Below are 24,004 nucleotides of genomic sequence, written 5' to 3' on the forward strand. Positions count from 1 at the left end.
GAATCCCATTACCACGCCTGTGCGAGCCGGCCGACCGCCGGCTTCGTCGTCTCAACCGCCGCGTCCTTCCAGCCCGTGCGCCCCGCGCGCTGCCCCTGGCGGCGCAGCTTGCGCATGTCGCTCAATCCCTCGATGTTGACGGCTGGCCCGGAACCGATGGTCTCGACCGGCCGCGGCGTCAGCAGCGCGTCGAGCCGTGCCTGGCCGGAGAGACCGAGCAGGTAGAACGTGCCCCCGTCCTTCTTCGCGAGCCAGGTCTCGATGCTCTCGCTGCCCTCGCCGTCGACGGAGATGTTGCGGATCATGCTGGCGCCGGTGAAGTCGTTGCAGCAGGTGTGGGTCGGCCCGTAGTTGGTGACAGTCGCCGAGATGTCACCGGTGTAGAACACCACATAGGCGTTGCTGACATTGGCGTTGCCGACCTGGCTCATCGTGAACACGCCACCCGGTTGATAGAGCTGGAGCGTCGGCCAGTTGGACGGAGCCGGCGTACGGTTGTTGAGCAACACCTGCTGGGTCGCCGTGGTGAGCATGAGCTGACCAGGCACATAGCCGCTCAGGATCGCGACGGCCCGCGCGTCGGTCCAGAAGTTGGCGTCCACCACCCTGAACTGGTTGATGATGATGCTGTCAGGATCGATCGAGACGTTGGCCGAGGTCGCGGTGCCGCCGTTGTAGCCCGTCACGTTCATGATCAGCGGGATCTGCGGCGTCGAGCGGATCTGCTCGCCCCTGACGTTGATCGTGTCGGCCGCGAGGTCGAGCTCTTTCCGCACGCTGACGAAGCCGATGGTCAGGTCACCCGGCGAGGACAGCTTGATCGTGGAGCCGCTGATCCGGTCGAGCGAGACCGATCCCGCCGAAGCGAAGTGCGTGTCGCCGTTGGCGAAGATCGATCCACCCCGGATCGAACCGGCATCTGCGCGCAGGTCGATATCACCGGCATCCCCGGGGATGCCTGTGGTGGTGAGCTGGGCGAATACGATGTCGCCCGCGGCGTGCAGGGTCTGCGTGCCGCCGCTGACGGCGGTGCCGAGCGTGATCGCACCTGTCGTCGCGGTCATGCCGAGCGAACCGCCGACATTGAGATTGTCCCAATTGACGACGGTGCCCTGCAGCACCGCGTTGCCGGTCGACGCCGTGAGGTTATGACCGGTGTTGGTCCCTGCCGCGATCAGCCGCGCCGAGCCGTTGGCCGAGACCGAGCCGAGTGTCGGCACGCCGCCCGCCATCACTGTCTGCGCCAGGATGAAGCCGTTGTCGGCAGTGACGGTGACGTTGCCGATGTCGCCGCTATTGCCAGTGGCCGCCAGCGCCTTGAACGTGACGTTCTGGCTGGCGTGGACCGTCTGCGAGCCGCTGGTGTCGGCGGTTCCAATGACGATGCTGCCATTGTTGGTAACGGCGCTGAAGAAGCCGCTCGCCCCGGTTGCCGTGCCCGCCAGCACCTGATCGAGCGTCAGCTCGCCTGTGCCGACGATGTCCACGCTGCCCTTTATCGCGGACAGCAGGCTCGCCTCGGTGTCGGTCAGAGCCTTCAGATAGATGTCGCCATCGCTCGTGCTTGCCGACAGCCGCGCAGCGTTGAAGTCGTACCGGCTCGTCGCGCTGCCGATGCCGTTCGATGCGCTCAACGAAACTTCGGCGCCCGCGCCGGACGCGACGAACTTGGTCTGGCCGTCGCCATTGTCGATGATCGCTCCGAGCGAGGCGACGCCACCGGCAGTGACGATGATCGAGGGCGCGTTCGAAGCCGCCGCATAGGACAGCGACGAATTCAGCTGGCCGATCGTCGCATCGCCCGTGGTGGTCACCGAGATCACGCCGGCCGCGTTGATGGCCGAATAGGTGCCCATCGACAGCGTCGCGGCGACCAGCGTCATACCGTCGGAGCTGCTGGTCGCAACCACCGGCGCTGCGCTGGAGCAGGCGGCGAAGGTCAAACCGCGGTTGGCGAGCAGTTGCATCAGGCCGTCGCTGGTGATGTCGGCATTGATGGTGAGCGCACCGCGCGGCACGTTCAACGTCAGTGCGCCGCCGGCCGTCACCGTCCCGTAGGCGCCGCTCGCGCCGATCACGAGATCGCCGGTGACCGCCAGGATGCTGAGATCGCCGAACGCCGAGCCGGTTACGCTGCCCGAGATATTCACCTGCAAGGGCTGGAAGATGGAGCCATTGAAGCCGATGTTGCCGCCGGCGCGCAGATCAAGGTCGGTGCCCAGGATATGGATCGCCGAACGGTCCGTGAAGCCGGCTTCGGCGTAGATGCTGCCGCTCGCCGCGAGCTGGATCGCATTGCCGGCGGAGATATTGCCGAGGATGAGATCGCCGGTGGTCTGCTTCACATAAATGCCCTGAGCGGACGAGACCTGGTCGAGCTGGTCGTTGGCCGGGTCGGCGAAGGCGATCTGGATCGCGTTCGCGTTGGTCGCGGGATTGCTTCCGGCTGCCCCTGAGGCGCCGACATTGCCATGCTCGGCGATCAGGGTCAGGTTGCCGATATCGCCTGATATCACCGGAGTGCCGGTCACGCCGGCGGCGGCGCTGATGCTGGTTACAGCGTCGAGCTTGACGTCGCCGCGGCCGGTGACCTCGATGCCGTTGGCCTGTGCGGCCGCGATCGGGCCATAGTTCGCGGTGATGCCGCCGAGCGTGAGGCTGTTCTTGCTGCCGAGATACACATTCGTCAGCGCCTTGGCCGAGATCGCGATCGGATTGTCGACAACGACGAGGTTCTGCTGCGACAAGCTGACCGTATAGGTCACGACATGGGTCGTCGGGTCGGTGGTCGCGCCGACGGTGAGCTGGCCGGGACCCGCCGTCGCGAGCAATCCCCTCTGCTCCGGCGACAGCGCCGAGGAATCGACGCTGGTGAAGTTGAAAGTCTGGGGCGCGGCCGAATTGCCGACCGAGCCGCGCGGCGCGTAGAGCATGATCTGGTTCGCGCTGACATTGGCAACGACGTTCTCGTCGATCGGCGGCGGTGCGGCGCCGACGGCCGACGAGGACACGGTGTAGGCGAGCTGGCTCTGCGTCCACTGCGCGCCGGCGGTGATGATGCCGTAGACCCGCTCGGTCGATGCGAGCGTGTAGGCGTAGCCCGCATTGTAGGAGTTCAGCGCTGTCTGCAGCGCCGTGTTGCTCGGCATGCGCTGATTGGCCGTGGAGACGCCGTCGAACAGCTTCGTGAACAACGCCGACGACAGCGAGCTGCCGAACACGGCCCCCAGCGGATCTGCGGGGGCGGTGCCAAGCAGTGCCGTCAGCGAGCTCTTGAGCTCGTCGGTGGTGATCTTGCCGAGCAGGAACTGGTCCCTCAGGAACCGCGTGGTGGCCTCGACTTTCATGTCCATCGTCGAGACGTTGGCCGGATCGATGCCGAGCTTGGCAGCCACTTGCGCCCGAAGCACCGTCAGGCCCACCGAGGTCGGGTTGTAGGTGCTGCCGTTCGCGAAGGCGATGTTCTTGAGCTGGAAGTAGTCGTTATAGGCCGACGTCACCATTGACTGGTAGCTGTTGACGGCGTTGGTGGCGGCGTTGCCGCTGAGCAGGTCGAGGCTGGCCCAGACGTCCTGGAGATGCTGGCTCTGCGCCTGGGTGAGACCCACCGCTGCCCGGCCGTTCAGGATGTTGGCCTGATTGCCGTCGGAGCCGGCCGCCTCCAGGAACACCGGGCCGCCGCTCGACTGGACCGTGCCGAGGCGCAAATCGCCCTTGGACTGGACGATGTAGGTGCCGGTGGCCGAGGCGCTGTCGAGAACGCCGCCATCGACGCTGCCGCCGGCCTGCGCGGTGCCCGTCGCCTGGATCACCAGCGGATTGATGTTGGTCAGGGTAGACGCGCCATTGACGACGCTGCTCGTCGCGCCGATCGCGCCGGCGGTGGAGTCGATCTCGACGTTCTTGCCGGTCACGACGGGGTTGGCGCCGTTGTAGGGGGACGCCGAGTTGATGTCGCCGGTCGCCGAGATAGAGACGCTGCCCTGCGGCGGCGCGCTGCCTGCCGAATTCACTTTCACCTGGTTGATCGAAAGCGAGCCGATGGCCGCGATCGCGATGTCGTGGTCGATCGAACTAGCCGTCAGGCTGCCGCCATAGACCTGCACCTGGACGGGAACACCGTTCGCGCCGATCGTGCCGATACCGCCATCCGCCGAGAGAATCACGCTCCTGCCCGATATCATCGGGTTGTTCGCGTCCGCGCCGGAGGTGACGGCCGAATTGGCTCCGGTGGCGCTGACCGTCGTCGTGCCCGAGAGGTTGTTGATCGGACCGTTGACGACGATGCCGGAGTTCGAAGTGACCGAAACCGTGCTGTTGCCGCCGCCGCTGAACGAGATGTTGATCGGGTTCGACGCCTTGACCGTATTCGTCAGCGTCAGGGTCAGGTGATCGTAGATCTCCTGGTACCAATTGTATTGGCCGTCCGCGCCGCAGCACTTCTCGGGATGGGTGCCGCCGCCGCCGCTGTGATAGCCGCCGGTCGCGGTGACGACTTCCTGGAAGTTGCTGCTTTGCAATTGGCCGGTGTTGCCGCCGCCGCCCGTGGCCTGCATCACATTCGAAACGAGGCTGATCGTGCGGGTCCAGTTCTGCCCGGTGGTCGAATTAGGCGTGTAATGCCAGCCGTAGTCGAACTGCGTCGAGTCCGTCGGACGATCGAGCGTGGCCGTATCGACCCACTGGTAATACATGTTTGCCTTCGGCGCGTACTGGATGCCTGCCGTGCCGCTGAGGCCGGTCAGCATCGAGTCGGTGTACTGGCTCGCATTGACGCCGCTCGTCCGATACGTCGACACCTGCTGGCTGCCCGCAGCGGAAGGATTGTAGACGTACCACGTCGTCTGCTGCTGGAGCTGATCGACGATCTCGATCACGCTCGGCGCGCTGACGCCGGTATTGATGGTGTTGGTGACGAGCTGGAGCCCGGTTGAGTTGTTGACCGTGATCGAGCCGGCGCCGCCTTTGACCGCGATAGTGCCCTGGGAAACTCCATCCTGGGTCGAGGTCGAGATGATCTTTCCGTTCAAATAGACGTAGCCGCCCGAGCCCTGCACCACGCCGTTCACCATGATCTGGTCGGTGAGAGCGTTGTACTTCACCCCGATCTTGATGTCGCTGGCGGCCTCCGTCGTCGCAGAGGCCGTGATGTCGTAATAGCTGCCGTTCCGCGCGTTGGCCTGGGCCTGGGCAAAGTCCGCGCCATTGTTGCTGGTCTTGAGGGTGTTGATAGCGGTCAACGCGGCGCCGCCGATATCGACCGAGTAATCGCTGCTCGTGCCGCTCTGGATGGTGCCGTTGATGTTGATGACGCCAGCCGAGATGATGATCGCCTTGCCGAAGATGAAAGGCGCGTTAGCGGGCGTTTGGTACCCCGCGGTCGCGGTCGAGCTATTGTTCGAGGAAGAGTTCGATTGCGCGGTCCTCGGCGTGATCACGTCGGGCTGGATATTGACGACCTGGAAGTAGGCAGAACACCCCGCGCAATTGAATGGCGAGTAGAACGTGGACGTGTGGTTGGTGGTGGTGGTGTTGCCCTGGGAATCTGTCGAGGTCGTGGTGTAATCGTAGGTCGTGTTGCTGTAGACGCCCTGGCCGGTATAGGTATCCCGTTCCCACGGCGCGGTGGAGATGGTCTGAACCGTCGGCCCTTCCATGATCGCGAGCGTAGCGGCGTTAGGCACGCTGCCGGCGTTGGGATTACCGTTGCCCGGCGCACCCTGGCCCATCGGCAGGAAGATCGCCGAATAGAGCGACAGGCCGTCGTAGTACAGATCCAGCATGCGCGCGGTGAAGATCGTGCTGCTGCTCGCCGTTTGCTGAACGCCGGTATTGCCGTCGACGCAGCAATAGTAGGAATACGGGTGGCCGCCGCCCGCGCCGATATGCGGGCTGGTCGCGTAGTCGCCATAGGCGCCGAGATAGGTCGCCGCCGCCATGACCGCCGTCAGCGTGTCATCGTCAGCCGGCTTGAATTCGACACCCGCCCATTGCGAGAGAACATCGTGGTTGGAGGTGTAGAAGCTGCCAAGGCCGCCCAGGAAGACGAACGAGCCGTTGGGCGCCACCATCTGGACGGTCGCGGCATTGAGCGACTGCGACGCGACGATGCTGCCGAGATTGTTGGTGATCTTGAGCAGGCCGTTCTCGTTATTGACGGCGCCGTCGAAGTAGATGTCGGGCGTGCGGGTCAGCTGGTTGCCGTTCTGGTCGACGCCGAGCCCGCTGAAGGGATCCAGGCGGTTGTAAGTGGCCGAGATGTCGATGATCGGCGTCGCGCTCGGTGTGGCGGTGAAGGTCACATTGGAGTGCGAATCCGGGTCGACATGGTCGATCTGGCGATAGGTGATGTTTCCTCCGGTCACATTGGTGACCGTGAGGTTGGCCAGGTCGATGAAGTCGAGGCCCTTGTTCTCGATCTTGATCATCGGCGAGCTGCGCGCGATGACCGCGGGCGCCGCGGGGTTCGTGCCGCTGTTTCCAGTCAGCTTCTGCGCCAGGATCGAGACGTTGCCGGCGGATACCAGCATGTCGCCGAATGCGAAGGCGTTGCCGGGGGAGTCGGAGGTATACGGCGCCTGCTGGATCAATGTGTTGATCTGGCGCTGGATGTCGCCGGTCGGATCGGTGCCGGACGGCGACATCGTCGCTGGCGCCGCGGGCGTCGCCGCCGCGAGCTGCGAGCGGATTTGCGTCTCGGTCAGGCCGGTCAGCGTGACGAGCTGGTTGACGACGTTCTGGTAGGGATTGAAGCCGCCGACGATGGTGTACTGGACCACCTGATGGTTCCAGCTCATCATCGGGTTGAAGTGATCGACGTCGGCGACATATTCGAGGGTGGGTGTCGACGAACCGCCGGACAGCAGTGACGAGTAAGCACTCGTCGTGCTCGCGGTCGGCGCACTCGCACCGATGTCGATCGTGATTGTGATATCGTTGTTGATGCCCGCCACCACCAGGCCATTGAGCGCGACATCGCCGGTTCCGCTGGTGTGGCTGTGGTTGTCGCTGTTCTTGGCGCTGAAGATGCCCAGATACGGATTGTAGTTGCTGCCGTTGCCGGAGGCCGTGACCTGACCCTGGGTCGCTCCCAGGGCAATGTTCTGTACGCCGAGCACGCTCGAGGTGTTGGCGAGTGTCAGGCTCGTGGTGTCGCCGGCATTGGCCGTGCCGCGGTAGAGCGCGGAGATCGGAACGGCGGTGTTGTTGTAGACCACCGTCGTCGCGGTTGCCTGCACGCTGCTGAAGGTGATGGTATCGCCCGACATGCCGGCATAGATGTTGATCTGGCCCCAGGCCTCGACCTTGGCGTGGTCGCCGACATTGACGGCCTGGTCCGCGTGGACCCAGCTGTTGGTGCTGGCACCGACGCCGGCGATCGCGCCGTAGAGACTGGCGTTGGCATTGTTGGCCGCCGCCATCTTCGCAGCCGTGCCGATATAGATCTTGCCGACGCTGAACAGCTCGCGGGCATTGATGTTGACCGCAAGCGTGGCGTTCGCCGTCATGTTGGATTCGGCGCCGCCACCGGCGAAGAAGCTGGCCGTGGCCAGGCTCGCCGTGTCGTTGGTGTTCAGCGTGTTGTAGGCCTCGATGTTGATCACCGCCGCCGAGGTCCGCGGATCGCCGTTCAGGCTCAGGACCGTGCCGGCGCCGATATTGGTGGTGACCGTCTGGGTGACGTGGGAGTCGCTGAGCGCGGCAGCGCCCGAGAACGAGCCGCCGGAGCCCGACCGCGCGCCGCCGCCGGCCTGGTTGACGATGTCGTTGGAGATGACGACCATGTCGCCGCCAGCCGAGTTGATGATCAGATGCGTTCCGATCTCGGCAGTGGTGGTCGAGTCGACGTCGTTCTGCGCGTTGCCGGCGGAGACGCCGGCCGTGGACGCCTGATAGGCGTCGCCGCTGGCGGCATAATTCGTGGTGTGCTTGGCCTGGATATTGAGACCGCCGAAATAGAGCGTGTCATCCGTCGCGCCACCGTCGAACCGCGCATCTGTCACGGCGGTCGAACTCGTCGTCGCGACCGCCGCGGCGCCGGCGTAAGTGCCGCCCGCGCCGACCGTTGCGCTGGAGACGTTGGTATCCTTGCCGGTGGCCGTGATCTGCAGGATGCCGGTGTAGTCGGTGTGATTGAGATGGGTCGCGTCCATATCCGCGGGCGCCCCCAGATAGGCGTAGGTATGCGCGATCGACGACGTCTGGGCGACGGTCGCACCCAGTGCCAGGAACCCGGTCGAAAGGCCGGTCGCCTGGGCGTATTGGCTGCTGTCGTTTTCAGCCGCAATCACCACATCGCCGTTGGGAAGCGTAATCCCGGTTCCGCCGTACGCGCTGACCGTCGCGTTCTCGGAAGCCATGGCCAAACTGCCCTGCGCGCCGATCAGCGAGCCGCCGCCCCCTGCGAGCGCCCAGGCGTAGGTCGTCGTGCCGCTGGTCGGAACCAGCGCCATGGCGGTCACGGCGAGCGCACCGCCCGAGAAGTCGGCATTGTCGCCGACATCGGCCGTGACCGTGGCTCCGACCGTAGACTTGGCGACGGCCACGCCGACCGCGCCGCCGCCGACCGAGACGCCGATCGCGCTGCTCGACAGATTGGGCATGATCGACGCGGTCACCAGCGTGCCGACGCCGGTCGCGGACGTGGTGATCGAGGCGCCCGATCCGATCTCGGCCAGTACGGACGAGTTCTCGTGCGCCTCTGCGTCCGCACCAACGCCGGCGACGATACCGCCGCCGAGTGCGGTTGACGTCGTGGTCATGGTGCCGGCGCCGGATGCACCGACCGCCAGCGTCGAGGCATTGACGGTGGCGTCGTCCAGAACCTTCGCCGCGACCGAGCTCGATCGTCCCGCGGTGGCGACGGAAGCGCCGACGGCCACGGCGCCGCCGGTGACGCCGCCGGTGAAGACGACCTGGGTCGAGGAGTCCTGCGCCATGACGGCGACGCCGGTGCCGCCGGTGCCGGTGACCTGGCCGCCGAGCTGTGCCATCACGGTGTTGGCAACGTTACCGACCGCCACGGCCGCGTCCGCGCCGAAGTAAAGCGCCGCGCCGCCGGCGATCGCCTCGGTGTCGATGGTCTTGCCGGCATAAGGCCCGGTGCTGGCGTCCTTGACGACCGCCGCGACGCTGACGGAGGGCGCGGACACGACCGCGCTCAGATTGGCCAGCACGCTGCTGTCGACGCTGGTGTAGCCGATGCCAGCACCGATGCCGACGTTCTTTGCGAAGCCGGCGCCGAGCAGGTACATCTTGGCCGCATTGGCGCTGGTGGCGGCGACATGGACCTCAGAACCCGTGACGTTGCCGCCCGCGATCTGCGCGGTGACGCCGTCATTGCCGCCCGTGAGCACGCTGCTGACGTCGTAGGTCGACGTCACATTGGCATTGTTCGGATTGCCAGCTGTGCCGCTCGCGACCGCGTTGCTGCCGTGCGAGGAATTGGTGCCGGCGTTTACTGACGCGATGGTGCCGTTGCCGCCCTGATTGAGCTGGCCGGTCTGCTCGCCCTGCGTATCCGGATCGGCCGTGTTGGTGCCGATGATGATGACGCCGACGGTCGCACCGATGCCGACGCTGCCGCCGATGCCGGCGGTGACCGCGTAGGACAGCACTTCCTTGGTGCTGAGCGCGCCGACATTGATCGCACCGGACGAGTTCAGATTGCTGTTGCGGCTTTCGGCAGTGGTCTGGCTCTTGAACACGATGACATTGGCGGCCGCTCCGACGCCGACGCCGCCTCCGCTGGCACCGATCGCGAGCGCGCCGGCGATCTCCTTGATCGCGACGTCCTCGTTCGCGTTGATGGTGACCGCGCCGGCGGCCCCGCCGGTGACCGATTGCAGGGTCGTGTCGTAGACGCCGGCGATGGTGGTGTTGCTGGCGATCTCGATGTTGGCCATACCGGCGATCGCGGCCGTCCCGGTCGAGAGCGCGCCGCCGACCGCATAGGCCTCGAAGCGATTCTTCGTGTTGGCCTCGACGTCGAGCGCGCCGCTCAGATTGAGCGCGGTCGTATGCGCGGCGCCGTTGCCCTGATAGTGGAACTCGTCACCGACATACGCCTCGGTCCGGTTTGATGACACCTGGACCAGGAACGCCGCGCCGATCGCGGCCTGGCTGCCATAGGCGCCGGAGCCATTCGCGGAGAAGATGCCGGTGTTGTTGTTGGCGTTTACCGTGAGTGACGCCGCCGTCAGCGCGCCGCCATCGACATAGGCTTCCGTCGTTGCCTGGAAGACGTTCAGCCCGACCGAGCCGGTGTTGAATCCGATCGCGATCGAGGACGCGTCCTGCTCGGCATTGGCCTTCACGGTGACGGCGCCGACCGTCGGGCTCGACGAGGACACGCCGCCGACAGTGGAATTGGTAATGTAGGCGCGCGTGTCGCGTGACATCGTCGTGCTGATGATGGTGGCGCCGCCGCCGCCGCTACCGGTGGGCGGCACGATGCCGACGCCCAACGCGCCGGAATAGGAGAAGCTCGAGGCGGCGACCTCGATCTGCGGCGCCAGCGTCGACGAGGTCAGGCGAGAGTCGATGGCTGCGCTGTCGATATAGGCCCGGGTCGCTCCGCTCATCACATTGGTGATCGGGTTGATCATGATCGCAATGCCGCTGCTTGCGGCGAGCGACGCCACGTTGGTCACGACCGCCTGGTGCGAGCTCGCGACGACGGCAAGGCCGCGCACCGTGTCCTGGTTCTCGGAGAGGTCCGGCGTGTTGTCGCTCGGCGTCTGTGCGGCGCCGAGATCGAAGGCATGAACGAGCGTGCCGTTGTTGACCGACAGCGTATCGGTCGCGCTGGTTCCGCGCGCATCGACCTTGGTGTTCGTCCCGCTGATATAGGCCGCGGTGGTTCCGGTAATCTGACTGGTCACCAGCGAGCCCGCGGCGCCGCCCGCGCCCTTGCTGATCGACACGGCGCCGCCAAATACCGCCGCCTTGTCGTTGTTGCCGGCGATCACGGCAACATTGTTGTTCGCGGTCACATCGGCGCCGTTGATACCGTTGGTGCCGGCAGCGGTGATGCCGGCGGTGACGTTGGTTCCCAGCAGATTGGTGGCGACCGAACCGGCCAGGCCGACCTGCGAGGACATCGCGATACCGACGGCAACGGTCGAGATGCTGGCGTTCGAGTTCGCGCTGACGGCGAGATTGCCCGAGGCGGTCAGCTTGGAGCCGGTGACGCCGGCGCCGACATTGTTGGCGATGCTGCTGTAGACGAGCGCGAGACCAGCAGCGCTGCCCTGCGTCGAGGCGCCCGCGATAGCGGCCGTTCCGGTGATGCTGGAATTGTCGCTCGCACTGACGGAGATGTTGGAGGCCGTCACGGTCGATTGCGTCGTGTCGGACTGACTGTTTCCGATAGCCGCCGAAACGGTATTGGCGATCGAGCTGATCGTCATGCCGCCGACGCCGGCAAACTGGCTGGTCGCCAGGCCGAATCCGATTGTGACCGACTGGATCTTCGTGGTGTCGACAGCATTCACACTGACACTGCCGAGGGCCGACATCCGGACGTTGGCGATATAGGCCCAATGCGTCGTCGCGATGGTATCGTACACCATCGAGGCGCCGACATTGTTCTTGCCGGCCTGGATGGTGCCCGCAACGGAGATGATGCTGGCGCCCGGACCGTTACCCATGCCATCGTTGAGCGCCGCCGCGCTGAAATCGATGCAGTTCTGCGTGCCATTGCCGGCGGCGGCCGTGCACGTGTCCGATGCGAGATGATTATTGTTCGACTTCTTGACGAGATTTCCGAGCGCGGTATCGAGGTCCGACACGGCGCCGCTGTCCGCCAGCACCGTCACGCGCCCGACGTTGATGTTCACAGTCGAGCTGCTGTTGATATAGGCCGTCGTCGTGGGCGTAACCTCGTCGACGACGATCGCACCGGCAAGCCCGTTGGCCCCTGCCCCGCCCGTGGCCGCACCGGCGGCAATGACGCTGGCGCTGTCGGCCAGCACCAGCAGGCTGTCATAGTTCGAGATCGACGTGCTGCGGATATGCGCGTCAGTGGCATTGCCGCCCGTGGGATCGGCAATCGACGCGTAAGTCAGCCCGATGCCGACACCGGCCTTACCGCCGGACACATAGAGCGAGCCGCCGCCGATTGCGATGTTCGTGGTCTGATAGGCGTCGACCTCGATCGCGCGATTGGTCCCCGTCGCGTAGCCCGTGATGGTCGAGCTCTCGATGTAGGCGTTGGCGCTGTCCGTCATGATGCCGACCGACCCCGACAGCGCGGCCGCATTGGCTGACGTCCCGCCCGCAACCCCGATGGCGACGACGGTTTCCGACCCGCCATTGAGCGCCTGCACCGTCACAGACGTCTGGTTCTGCATCGTGGTGCCGTAGATATAGGCGAGCGTGGCATTGCTGGACATCGCAGCCGCAATGGCGGCGCCGACGGCGGCTCCCTGAGCCGACGAGCCCGACATGTTGGCCGCGGCGGAGCCGGAGCCGTTGCTGAGGATCGTGTCGTTGAGCGCCTGCACGATCGTGCCCGTGTTCGCCGCGGTCGCCGTGGTGAATTTATTGACCGACGTATTCCTTATATAAGCACTGGTTCCGAGCGAGACGTCGCTCACCGACGAACTACCCGCGAGGTCCATGGTGAAGCCGTTCGTGCTCGATCCGGAGCTCGAGCTGATCTTGTTTGCAGCCAGCGCAATTCCGGCCGGCCCGCCGGTCGCGGCGGCGCTGGCGGCGCCCGCCTTGTCGGCGAAGCTGGACAATGAGGGCTCGGTAATCGAAGCCGCGACGGCCGCTGACGTGATCCGGCCTGAGGTGGTGGCGCTGATCGTGAGGTTGTCGACGTTGACCGAACCGCTTCCGCCGCTGTTGCCGGCAAACGGATCGTCGGTGCTGAACGGCCCGGGCCGGATGTCGGAATGGTTGTCGCCGATATAGGCGGACGTATCCATATTCGCGCCCAGATAGGCAACGGACAATCCAACCGCCGAGCCGCCGCCAACATTGACCGCACCGGCGATCGTCACGACCGACAGGTCCTGTTGCGCCAGGATGTTGAGCGTCGGAGAAAAGACGCTGGCCTGGCTGGAGATCGAGGCGTGCGTCGTGTTGTTGAGGAAGCCGAGCGAGGTGATGCCGTTCAGCGCCAGCGCGCCGGCCGCCTTTCCGGACGACGGCGCCACCGCGACAAACTGGTCCGAGGTGATCGCGTTGACGGCGATGTCGTCCGCCGCCCGCAGCGTCGCCTGGTCGGAAACGCCGGCGATCGTGCTGGTGTTGAACTGGACGAAATTGAGCGAGCCGCCCACCGAGGAGCCGCCGGACGTGTTGCCGGGCAGGAAGCCGAGCGTGCCGACATTGCCGGCGGCGTCGATCGAGGCCGTCGTCGTCGTCGCCGCGATCTGGATGCTGGAGTCGTAGGCGTGGACGTCGCCGTTGTTCACCGTCGCGGACCAGCTGCTGCCGCAAGCCGCCGTCGTGCATGTCGCGGTCAGGCTGGCACTGCTGGCCACCCACGCCGTGGTGTTGTTGTCCACGACGAAATGGTTCACCGAGCCGGCGACGGCGGCGGTATCGCCGGCGTCGGCCGTGGCGTTGGCATAACTGGTCAGGATGTTGCCGCCGACGCCGAGATTGCCGTTGAGGTGGCTGAGAACCTCGGTCAATCCGTCCCACTTCAGCCAGGTATTGGTGATCGGCATCCAGGTGCTGGCGTCGACCGCGATGTTGGCTGCGTTGATCACGGTGCCGCCGCCGATATAGGCGTTTGAATTGTGGTTGAAATTGCCCCAGGCGACCGCGGCGCTGATCGCAACCCCCTCGCCGGTTGATGCGTTCGACGTGATCGCAGCAGCCGTCGCGTTGCTCCGCACGCCCCGGTCGATGAGAGTGCTGACGACGGCGACGTTGCCGTTGATATAGAGGCTGGGTGTGCCACCGCTTGGATTTTGCCCGATCGATGCGGTCGCGTTTTCGGTGCTGTTGGCCAGCGACAGCGCGGCGGCAACCTTCAAATCGAAGTTCACCGGAAAGAGCGGGACCATCTGCTGGGCGATCAGCGGACTAAGGGTTGGCGAGGAAACCATGAACTCCTGGATAGCGCCGATCAGGGCCGGCGTACCGACGATGGTCGAGGCCATGGTCGAGTTGCTCGTGGTGTTCGACGTCGCCTCGACCGTCACGGAGCCGTTCATCCGGGAGGAGGCGCTGGCGCCAAGCGACGAGCCGAGCTTCGCGGTCGCGGAGGTGGTGACGTCGCTGATGGCAAGCGCGCCGCCGATCCCGCCGCTCGCATTCGGCGTGCTCAGCGCAACCGACGTGGCACCGGTCGAGAAAGAGTTGTTGTTGATCGCACGCAGCGTCAGCGAATTGCCGGATGCAATCACGGTGCCGACGGAAAGGTTTGCACCGGTCGCGACGTTCGCCGTGGTCGAGACCGAGCCGGTAGAATAGGCAACGGTCTCGATGAATTGCGCGCTGGAGGTCGCCGCGACCGCAGTCACGTTCAGCGTGGCGTCGTTGGTGGCGTGGATGGCGAGGTTGCCGCCCGCGCTGATCGTGGCGCCGGAGGCCACGTTGGTCGTGACGTTACCGTCGAGCTTGCCGACGACCGCGGCGGCGCCGATCGGCGAGCCGCCGAGCAAGGTGCTCGCGATCGCCGGATCCTGCGCCGTCTCCGAGCCATGCGAGGCGATCATGATATTGCCGGCGCCGTTGATGTTGGCGTTGCCGTTGATGTTGACCGTCGCCGTGGCGCTCGCGGCCACATAGCCGCCGTTGATGCCGAGAAGCGAGGCCGCAAGCGTGGTGCCCACCAGCGTGAAGAGGCCGGGGACCGAGCTCGTGAAGCTGGACGTCGCGATCGACGTCGCGCCGATCGAAATGTCGCCGCCGGTGATCTGGCCGTCGACCGTGATCCCTGTGGTCGCGGTGGCCTGGCCCGACAGCCTGGTGTCGCTCGCCGTCGCCGTCAGCCTGACGTTGCCGTTGGTGTAGTGGGAGCCACCGAAATCGACCACCTGGGCTAGAATCCTGGCGCCGCTCGAAATGGTGATATTCGGCGCGTCGATGGTGACGTTGTTGGCATTGCCTGTCGAATGACCATTGGCATCGAGCCGTCGGGCATCGACCAGCGCATGCGCCAGCATCGTGATCGAATTGTCGGCCTGGACCAGATAGGTGGCGCCGGCGCTCAGCGCCGCAATGGCGTTGGCGACCGAGCTGTTCGACAGCGTCACGCCGGTGTCGCCCTGGCTTGCGTCACCGATGACCACATCGGTCGGGTCGATCAGCAGCGTGCCAGCCAGGCCGGCCGGTGCGCTGAGGTTGATGGTAACCCCGCTGCCGACGTCGATGACGCCGTTTCCGCTCAGCTCGACCAGGCCCGCATTGCCCATCTTCGAGCTGGCATTGAACTTCGCGCCACTCCTGACGGTTACGTCGTTGACGGCCTTGACGAGAACGCCGCCGGCATCTCCCGTCCTGCTCGCCGTGCTCAGCCTGGCGTTCTTGCCGAGGTCGATGTTGTTGCCGGCCTGCACCGTAATGTTGCTCGGCGTCGAGGTCTTGCTGCGAGCGGTCAGGCGCCCGTTGATCCTGGCGTTGTTGACCGCGCCGATATGGATCGAGCCGTTGCTCACGGTGATGGCGCTGGCGCTGCGCAGGCCCTTGGAATTGACCGAGGCTGCGAACTTCGCGGCGTGATCGAGATTGGCGATGTCGCGCTGGCTGGCACCGCCGACGAAGACGTTCTGCCCGGTCAGGCGCACGCCGTCGATGGCGTTGACCCGGCCGTAGATGCGGATGTTGCCGTCCGGCGAGACCGGGAACGAGCCCGCCATCAGATGGCCGACGGCAGAGCCGTTGATCTGCCCCTGCGCACCGATCAGGCTGTCGGTGAACTCCCGCGTCGGCGTCGAGACGTTGAGGCTGCCGACGTTCACGGTGCCGCTGCGGCCGACCACGAAACCCTTGGGATCGGCGAAATAGACGTTACCGCCGATCGCACCATTCATGTACGAATTGAGCGTGCCGTTGACGTAGACCGGCGCGTCGCGAACGATGTTGACGAGGTTCCGCGTCCCGGTCGGCAGTTGCAGATTGACGGTGTTGCCCTGCCCGACGCTGAACTGCGAGAACGAGTTGAAGGCGTTGTTGCCCGAGACCGTCGAGGTCGTGACGTTGGTGACGCTGCCGGAGGTCTGAAGGCTGGTCCCGGTGCGGCCATCGGGTGTGATCACGTTCGCCGTCTGTGCCTGGAGGCGCACGCTGAACACCGGCAGGAAGACCATCTGCAGCGCGCAGAGCAGTGACATCGAACGGAAGCGCGCAAGCCCCCGCAGCGTCAGCTCGGCATTGTCTCGCCTCGCAGATGGCCTGCGCATTTCAGATCCTCGTCATCGGCATTGGCGCCGATCCACAACCGGGTGGGAGAATGTCGTGCGGCTGTCCGGCATCAGAACTGGCCGGGCGGCAGCTTGAAGATGTCGGGGCTCTTGGCGTCGGCCACGTAGAACAGCAGCAGGCTGGTCGGCGTCAGCACACGCTGGTTGTTCTCCTTGTTCTCGAACGTGCCCTGGAGCAGGAGGATCACCGAGCGGTCCCTGGGGTCGCTGCCGCGGAACATCACGATGCCGCCGTTGACGGGCATGTTGACCGCGATGGAGTCGGGCTTGAATCCCTCGCTGAGGAAATGGGCGCGCAGGATGTTGGCGTTGGAGAACAGCTTCTCCGGCGTCATCGCCGCGTCGGTGCCCTTCGACCAGACGACGCCGACCTGGATCAGCGATTTCGACTTGTAGCCGAACACGTAGGAGAGTTCGGCGGTGCCACCGTTCGGCAGCAGGTCGGGCGCTGAATAAAGCAGGCTGTGCGTCAATTCCGAGGCATTGTCCTGTGCCTTGACCGCGTCGGGCTTGGCGCCGAAATCCTTGGACATCGCCGCGCGCACGTCGGCCTCGTTCATGCCGAACTTGGCGGAACGGAAACCGTCGATCGCCTTGATCTTGTCGTCTGCGGCCGCTGTCTCGGCGGCGGCTGCCGACGTCGCGCCGGCGGCAGTGGGTGCAGTACCGGCTGCGGCAGCTTTCGGCGCCGGCGCGGCTTTCTGCTTCGGCACGGCGCCCTGGGCCGCAAGGGGCCCGGCTGCAACGGAGGTGAGCAGACCAACGAGGGCCGGAACGAGATAGATCTTGCGCATTGAAAACCTTCGAAACAACTTGAAACAGCGCTTCAAAAATCGGCAGCTACGAAATCGACTTCTCCGGACCGACCTCGCAACCCAAGCGGAAAATGTTGCAACGCCACAATGCGTTACAGATCGGCACGGAGCAGACAAAGCTCGAAACAGCGACTCCTTGGCCGGGACAGCAATACGGTATCGGACTGCCGAATGCTGCGAACGAACATTCATAAGCGCATTTTTTCATCAATTGTGGACACCGCCCTTTCGCGTTAAGCAACCGGCTTGGGACCGACCATCGTGCAAAGAATTCCATGACCGAACGGCCTTCCGCGCTCGCGCTCGATCGCCGCGGCTTCATACGGCTTGCAGGCACAACCGCGGCAGGCTGGATTGCGCTCGGCGCAACGTCAGATCGCATGCGCGTGGTCGCATCGCTGACGGCATTGCCGCTCGACGACGAACTGACCAGACGAAGCATGATCGACGGCCCGTCCTCCCGCCTGGGTGGCCTCATCGTCGGCTTGAGGCAGCGAGGCTGGGTCGAAGGCGTCAACTTCAGATTCGAGCTCCGCTCGACTTTCGGCGGAGCGGACAAGCTCGCGACCGCGGTCCGGGAATTGATGGAGCTCAAGCCGGACGTGATCGTGACCGGCTCGACGATCGATACCGCGGCAGTCCTGGCGGCCACCAAGACCATCCCGATCGTCTTCGCGACCACCAACGATCCGGTCGGCAACGGCTTCGTCGAGAGCCTCGCGCATCCCGGCGGCAACGTCACAGGCTTCACCAACAGCACCGCCGAGATGGGCGGCAAATGGCTCCAGCTCATCCGGGAGGCCGTGCCGGATCTTGCGCGCGTCGGCGTCCTGTTCAACCCGGCGACCACACCTCGCGGCGGCCGCTTCTTCCTCGAATCCATCGAGCAGGAGGCCGCGACGGCCGGAGTGTCCGTGGTCCCCGCCCCCGTCAACGCGCCGACGGAGATCGACGAAACCATCGGGCGCTTTTCCGAACCGCCCAAGGCCGCGATGGTTGCGCTGGTCGACAGCTTTCTCGTAGTCAACCGGAAGGCCGTCGTGACGGCTGCGGCGAGCCATCGCGTGCCCACGATTTATCCGTTCCATTATTTCATGGATGTGGGCGGGCTGATGAGCTACGGGCCGACACTCGAAGTGCGCTCGGCCGACTACGTCGACCTGATATTGCGCGGAACCAAGGCCGGTGATCTTCCGGTGCAATCGCCGCGGAAATACGACCTCCTGATCAACCGCACGGTCGCCCGCGCTCTGGATTTGACGATTCCATTCACGCTGCTCGCGCGCGCCGACGAGATCCGCGAGTGAACGAGACGGTCGACCAGGAGCATTTGCCGACGCCTCCCGGCCGATTGTTCCGCAAATATCTCTACTCGATCGTCGCCCTCGCCTTTGCAGCACTTGCGATCAGCACCGGATTCGACGTCTGGTTCTCCTACCGCGAGCAGAAGCAACTTCTCGCGGCGACCCAGCGCGAGCAGGCCGCTTCCGCGGCCATTCAGATCGGCCAGTTCATCGGCCAGATCGAAAACCAGATCAAATGGCTCTCGCGGCTGCCGCCGGAGCTGTCCTCGAACGAAGACGAGCGTCTGAACGCCATCCGCCTCCTGCGCCTTTCGCCCGCAATCGCCGAAATTGCGGAGCTCGACTCGCAGGGCCGCGAGCAGGTGCGCGTGTCGCGCCGTGTCGCGGACAGAGTCGGCGGCAAAGCTGACCTCTCTGCCACCCCGGCCTTCCGCGGCGCCAACGAGAGCCGCACCTATTACGGGCCGGTCTACTTCTTCAGCGACACCGAACCGTTCATGACGATCGCCGCGCGCGGCGTCGGCCGCGATCCGAGCGTGATCGTCGCCGAGGTCAATCTGCGCTTCATCTGGGACCTCGTCGCCGGGATCAGGGTGGGCAATACCGGCAAGGCCTACGTGGTCGACCGCATGGGGGTCTTGATCGCGCATCCCGATTTATGGCCGGCACTGCGCAGGAGCGATCTTTCCGGCCATGCCGACGTCCGCGCCGCGCTCGATGGCGTGGGGCCGCCCTCGAACGGCCTGGTCAAGGAGGATCTGTCGGGCCAGCGCGTGCTGTCGACCTACGCAACGGTCCCCTCGCTGGGCTGGCTGGTGTTCGTCGAGCTGCCGCTCACCGAAGCCTACGCGCCGATCTATGCATCGATCGGACGCTCGACGTTTCTCCTGGTCGCCCTTCTCGCAATTGCGGTGCTGGTGTCGCTCTGGCTTAGTCGGCGCATGACCGTGCCGATCCAGATCCTGACGCAGGGCGCGCGGCGGATCGGCAGCGGCGATCTCGGCCTGCGGCTCGCGATCAAGACCGGCGACGAGCTGGAAGCGCTCGGCGACCAGTTCAACCGGATGGCCGCGCATTTGCGCGAATCCTACGCGACGCTGGAGCGCAAGGTGATCGAGCGCACCTCCGAGCTGGAGAAGACCCGCGACCAGGCTCTTGCCGAGCACGACGCCGCCGAGCGCGCGCGCAGCGCGGCGGTGGCTGCCAACGAAACCAAATCGCGCTTCCTCGCGGTCGTCAGCCACGAGTTGCGTACGCCGCTGAACGGCGTCATGGGCGTGCTGCAATTGCTCGACGACGGCGGCCTCGGCGATGCCCAGCGGCGTCACCTCGCGACTGCGGCCGCATCGGGCGAAACGCTGATCGCATTGGTCGACGCCATCCTGGAATACGCACGGCTGGAAGCCAGCGTCGAAGCGCTGGAGACGCGTGACTTCCGGCTTGACCAGCTCATCGAGACGGCCGCCGATCTGATGCGCCCGCAGGCCTTCGGCAAGGGACTGACCTTCGACCTGTCCTGCGATACGACGGTCAACACTTCCGTGCACGGCGATCCGGTGCGGCTCAACCGCATCCTGCTCAATCTGATCGGAAATGCGATCAAGTTCACCCCGCGCGGCGGGGTAGGCTTGAACGCGGCCGCCGGGCGGCATGATGACCAGATCCTGCTGCGTATCACCGTTCGCGACACCGGCATCGGCATCGCACCCGACATGCACGAGCGGATTTTCGAGGATTTCGTCCAGGCCGACGACAGCATTGCGCGGCGGTTCGGCGGCACCGGCCTCGGACTTGCGATCGCGCGCCGCCTCACCCGGCTGATGCGCGGCGAGCTGACGGTGGAGAGCACGCCGGGCGCCGGCAGCGCGTTCACGTTTGAAGTGCCGCTCGGCCACGCCGCCAGCGGCACCGCGCAAGGCGCGCCTTCGCCGCCATCGCGGCAGTGCCGCGTCCTGCTGGTCGATGACGACCCTGTTAATTGCGAGGTCGGCGAAGCCATATTGAACCGGCTCGGCCACCGTTGCGCGATCGCAACGAACGGCGCAGCCGCGGTCGCGCTCGCCGGCGACCAGACGTTCGACGTCATCCTGATGGATCTGCACATGCCCGACATGGATGGCGTGGAGGCGGCCGCGCGCATTCGGCACCTCCCGCTGCAGCCGATGCCGCGGATCATCGTCGTGACTGCCGATGTGTCGCGCGGCACCCGCGAGCGGCTCGCAGGCGCCGGGATCACCAAGGTCGTTAGCAAGCCGATCCTGATCAACGCGCTTCGCGAGGCGATCGAGGACGAGCCCGAGCATGCCGCGACCGACGCTCCGCTTGCGACCGGCGCGTTGATCGACCAGCATTTTCTCGACGACCAGAAAGAGCTGCTCGGCGCCTCACAGATTGCGAAGCTTCATGATCTGCTGGATCAGACCGGCGAAAAGCTGATCGCCGACATCACTGCGGCCGCCGCGTCCGGCGATCACAAGCAGCTCGCGCGATTGGCGCACCAGCTCGGCAGCGCGGCGAGCGCGCTCGGGCTCGTCCGCCTGTTCGAGCGTTGCCGCGACATCGAGCTGGCGGCGCCCTCGATGTCACCTCCCGAATGCCAGAGTGCCGCGCGTGAACTTGCCGCGCTTCGGCGGGCTTCGATGAATTCGTTGAACGATTTGCTTCACGGCACCGAACAGCGCTCGTTCAGTTAGCCGCAGCGGTTTTACGCGCGCCTGCCTCCTCCTCCCGGCCAAAACGTTCGACCAGGAAGTCGATGAACAGCCGTACCTTGACCGACAGATGCCGCGTCGGCGGATACACCGCATAGAGCGCAAGCGGCGGCGCGGAATAGACGTCCAGCACGGTCCGCAGCTCGCCCTTCCGCAAAGCGTCCGCGGCGATAAACTCGGGAAGCAGCGCGAGCCCCCTGCCCTTGATCGCGACGTCGCGCAGCACCTCGGCGTTGTTGACGCAGAGCGACCAGGCCGGCTGGATCCAGTGATCGCCGTCGGCGCCGGTGAGCTTCCATTGATTGCCGGTGAGCAGGAAGCCGTAGGTCAGCGAGGCGTGCTCGCGTAGATCCTGCGGATGCCTTGGCGTGCCGTGGCGCGCCAGATAATCCGGCGAGGCGCAGATCATGCGCGCCACCGGCATGATTTTTCGCGCGATCAAACTCGAAGATTCCAATTCCGCGATCCGCAGCGTCACGTCAAAGCCGTCCTGCACCGGATCGAGCAGATCGTCGCTGAGCACGATCTGGAGCTGAAGCTCCGGATAACGCGCCATGAAGTCGGCGAGCACCGGCCCGAGCCGCATGGTGCCGAACGACATCGGCGCGTTGACGCGCAACAGGCCGCGCGGCGCCAACTGGGCCTGCGTCACCGCCTGGTCGGCGGCCTCGATCTCCGAGAGGATGACGACGGCGCGCTCGAAATAGCGCTGACCATTCTCCGTCGGGCTGGCGTGCCGCGTGGTCCGGTTCAGGAGCTGGACGCCGAGGCTCTCCTCGAGGTCGGCGATGTATTTGCTGATCGCCGAGCGCGACAGCCGCAATTGCCGGCCGGCCTCGGCAAAGCTGCCGCTTTCGACCACTTTGACGAAGGCCCGGAGGCTGGCGACCTTATCCAAGGGCCGGCCTCCGCGATTGTTTCCAAATCGTAGACATAGACGTCATATTTGCATGGATTGTCTCCAAACCAAAGCGGAACGATATTTCCGGTCAGAGCAAGACGCTGCCAGAGTTTTGGAGGACGACAATGTCTGGACTGCACCATGTCACCGCGATTGCAGGCGACCCCATCAGGAATTTTGGCTTCTACACCAGGGATCTCGGCCTGCGCTTCGTCAAGAAGACGGTCAATTTCGACGATCCCGGCACCTACCACTTCTATTATGGCGACGAGACCGGCCGGCCAGGCACCATCCTGACCTTCTTCCCCTGGGCCGGCGTGCCGGCCGGGCGCCGCGGCGTCGGCGAGACCCATCAGACCGCCTTCCGCGTGCCGCAGCGCTCGCTCGGCTACTGGACGCAACGCTTCACCGAAAAGGGCATCGCTTATGAGGCGCTCGAGAAGCGCTTTGGCGAGTCCGTGCTGCCGTTCACCGATCCCGACGGCATGGCGCTCGCGCTGGTCGGCATCCCCGGTGCCGAGAACGAACCGGGCTGGAGCAATGGCGATGTGCCGGCCGAGCATGCGATCCGCGGCTTCCACGGCGTAACGCTGCTGCTCGACAGCGCGGCGAAGACGGCGGCGGTCCTCACCGACGTGTTCGGCTTCAAGGAAACGGGCCGCGAAGGTTCCGTGATCCGCTTCAAGGCCCCAGGCGATGCCGAGGGCAGCGTCGTCGACATCTACGAGGCCAAGGGCTTCTTGCGCGGGCATCAGGGCGGCGGTTCGGTGCATCACATCGCCTTCCGCGCGGCCGACGATGCCGAACAGGGCAAGATGGCGCAAAAGCTCGTGAGCAATCACGGCCTGCACCCGACCGAGCAGAGGGACCGCAACTACTTCCGCTCGATCTACTTCCGCGAGCCCGGCGGCGTGCTGTTCGAGATCGCGACTGATGTCCCCGGCTTCGCCGTCGACGAGCCCGTGGCGACGCTGGGACGTGACCTGAAGCTGCCGAGCTTCCTCGAAGCGCAACGCAAGCAGATCGAGGGCGTGCTGCCGAACCTGGAGGAGGGCGTGTCGTGACCAACACCTCATTCGTCCATCGCTTCGAGCCCGCGACTATCGCGGGCTCCCCACCGCTGCTGCTGCTGCACGGCACCGGCGGTGACGAGAACGATCTGCTCGGGCTCGGCAAGATGATCTCGCCCGGCTCCGCCCTGCTCTCGCCGCGCGGACGCGTGCTCGAGCACGGCATGCCGCGCTTCTTCCGCCGTCTTGCCGAGGGCGTGTTCGACGAGGAAGACGTGCGCCGCCGCGCGCACGAGCTCGGCGACTTCGTCAGCGAGGCACGGCAGCGCTACGGCATCGCCGCGCCCGTCGCGGTCGGCTTCTCCAACGGCGCCAACATCGCGGCCGCGCTGTTGCTGCTAGAGCCGAACGTGCTGGCGGGCGCGATCCTGCTCCGCGCGATGGTGCCGCTGTCGGATTCGCCCAAGGCTGAACTCGGCGGCAAGCCCGTCCTGCTCCTGTCCGGACAAGGCGATCCGATCGTCCCGGCGAGCAACTCGGCACGCCTCGCGGCGCTGCTGTCGCAGGCAGGCGCCGACGTGACTCACAAGGTCCTGCCGGCAGGCCATCAATTGTCGCAGGCCGATGTCACGCTCGCCCGCGACTGGATCGGCAACGTCGCCGCGGAAGCGGCTTGATCCCCAGAAGCGGCGCACCGCCATCCGCGGTGCGCCGCTTCGAAATCCTGGCCAAGCGAGCTTCCGCCGCATCTGCGCAATTGGGCACCACCCTGCCGGAAATTTCCGCTTGCCCGTTTCCGCGTCGGGCCTGGAATTGGGCAAGCCGAAGAGCTCGACCTCGCGGCTGCTGCGCTCCTTGCGCGACCGGCGCTCGCC

At 65.5% G+C, this 24,004-nt stretch carries 7 protein-coding genes; 4 read left to right on the forward strand and 3 right to left on the reverse strand.

Going from position 1 to position 24,004, the window contains the following annotated elements:
* Positions 1 to 8: 8 nt before the first annotated feature.
* The gene (locus tag NR187_RS08905) at positions 9 to 16,367 is read right to left on the reverse strand and encodes a leukotoxin LktA family filamentous adhesin (RefSeq protein ID WP_256806286.1); all 16,359 of its coding nucleotides are present in this window, start codon (positions 16,365 to 16,367) and stop codon (positions 9 to 11) included.
* Between the two features lie 71 nt (positions 16,368 to 16,438).
* Positions 16,439 to 17,182 carry a hypothetical protein gene (locus NR187_RS08910; RefSeq protein ID WP_211383054.1) on the reverse strand — a complete coding sequence of 248 codons (744 nt, stop codon included), beginning with the start codon at positions 17,180 to 17,182 and terminating at the stop codon, positions 16,439 to 16,441.
* Positions 17,183 to 17,478: 296 nt separating this feature from the next.
* Here NR187_RS08910 and NR187_RS08915 point away from each other — a divergent pair, with 296 nt between their 5' ends.
* Entirely contained in the window at positions 17,479 to 18,510 is a 1,032-nt protein-coding gene (locus NR187_RS08915; RefSeq protein ID WP_256806287.1) for an ABC transporter substrate-binding protein, read from the forward strand.
* Complete coding sequence (locus tag NR187_RS08920) at positions 18,507 to 21,200, forward strand: hybrid sensor histidine kinase/response regulator (protein WP_256806288.1); 2,694 nt, start codon at positions 18,507 to 18,509, stop codon at positions 21,198 to 21,200. Before NR187_RS08915 ends, NR187_RS08920 begins: the two co-directional genes overlap by 4 nt.
* Here NR187_RS08920 and NR187_RS08925 read toward each other — a convergent pair.
* Positions 21,193 to 22,116 carry a LysR family transcriptional regulator gene (locus NR187_RS08925; protein WP_211383051.1) on the reverse strand — a complete coding sequence of 308 codons (924 nt, stop codon included), beginning with the start codon at positions 22,114 to 22,116 and terminating at the stop codon, positions 21,193 to 21,195. The two genes, NR187_RS08920 and NR187_RS08925, sit on opposite strands and share 8 nt — an antisense overlap.
* Before the next feature lie 128 nt (positions 22,117 to 22,244).
* Between NR187_RS08925 and NR187_RS08930 the strand changes: the two genes are divergently transcribed.
* A complete protein-coding gene (locus NR187_RS08930) occupies positions 22,245 to 23,183 on the forward strand; it encodes a ring-cleaving dioxygenase (RefSeq protein ID WP_256806289.1) in 939 nt (312 codons plus the stop codon).
* A complete protein-coding gene (locus NR187_RS08935) occupies positions 23,180 to 23,806 on the forward strand; it encodes an alpha/beta hydrolase (protein ID WP_256806290.1) in 627 nt (208 codons plus the stop codon). Before NR187_RS08930 ends, NR187_RS08935 begins: the two co-directional genes overlap by 4 nt.
* Positions 23,807 to 24,004: the final 198 nt, after the last annotated feature.

This window comes from Bradyrhizobium sp. Bra64, assembly GCF_024519875.1.
In the GTDB taxonomy this organism is placed as follows: Bacteria; Pseudomonadota; Alphaproteobacteria; order Rhizobiales; family Xanthobacteraceae; genus Bradyrhizobium; species Bradyrhizobium japonicum_G.

Bases quoted from the DNA above. Each gene is read 5' to 3' on its own strand.
- NR187_RS08910 (WP_211383054.1), bottom strand. From the start codon at position 17,182: ATGCGCAAGATCTATCTCGTTCCGGCCCTCGTTGGTCTGCTCACCTCC.
- NR187_RS08905 (WP_256806286.1), bottom strand. From the start codon at position 16,367: ATGCGCAGGCCATCTGCGAGGCGAGACAATGCCGAGCTGACGCTGCGG.
- NR187_RS08915 (WP_256806287.1), top strand. From the start codon at position 17,479: ATGACCGAACGGCCTTCCGCGCTCGCGCTCGATCGCCGCGGCTTCATA.
- NR187_RS08930 (WP_256806289.1), top strand. From the start codon at position 22,245: ATGTCTGGACTGCACCATGTCACCGCGATTGCAGGCGACCCCATCAGG.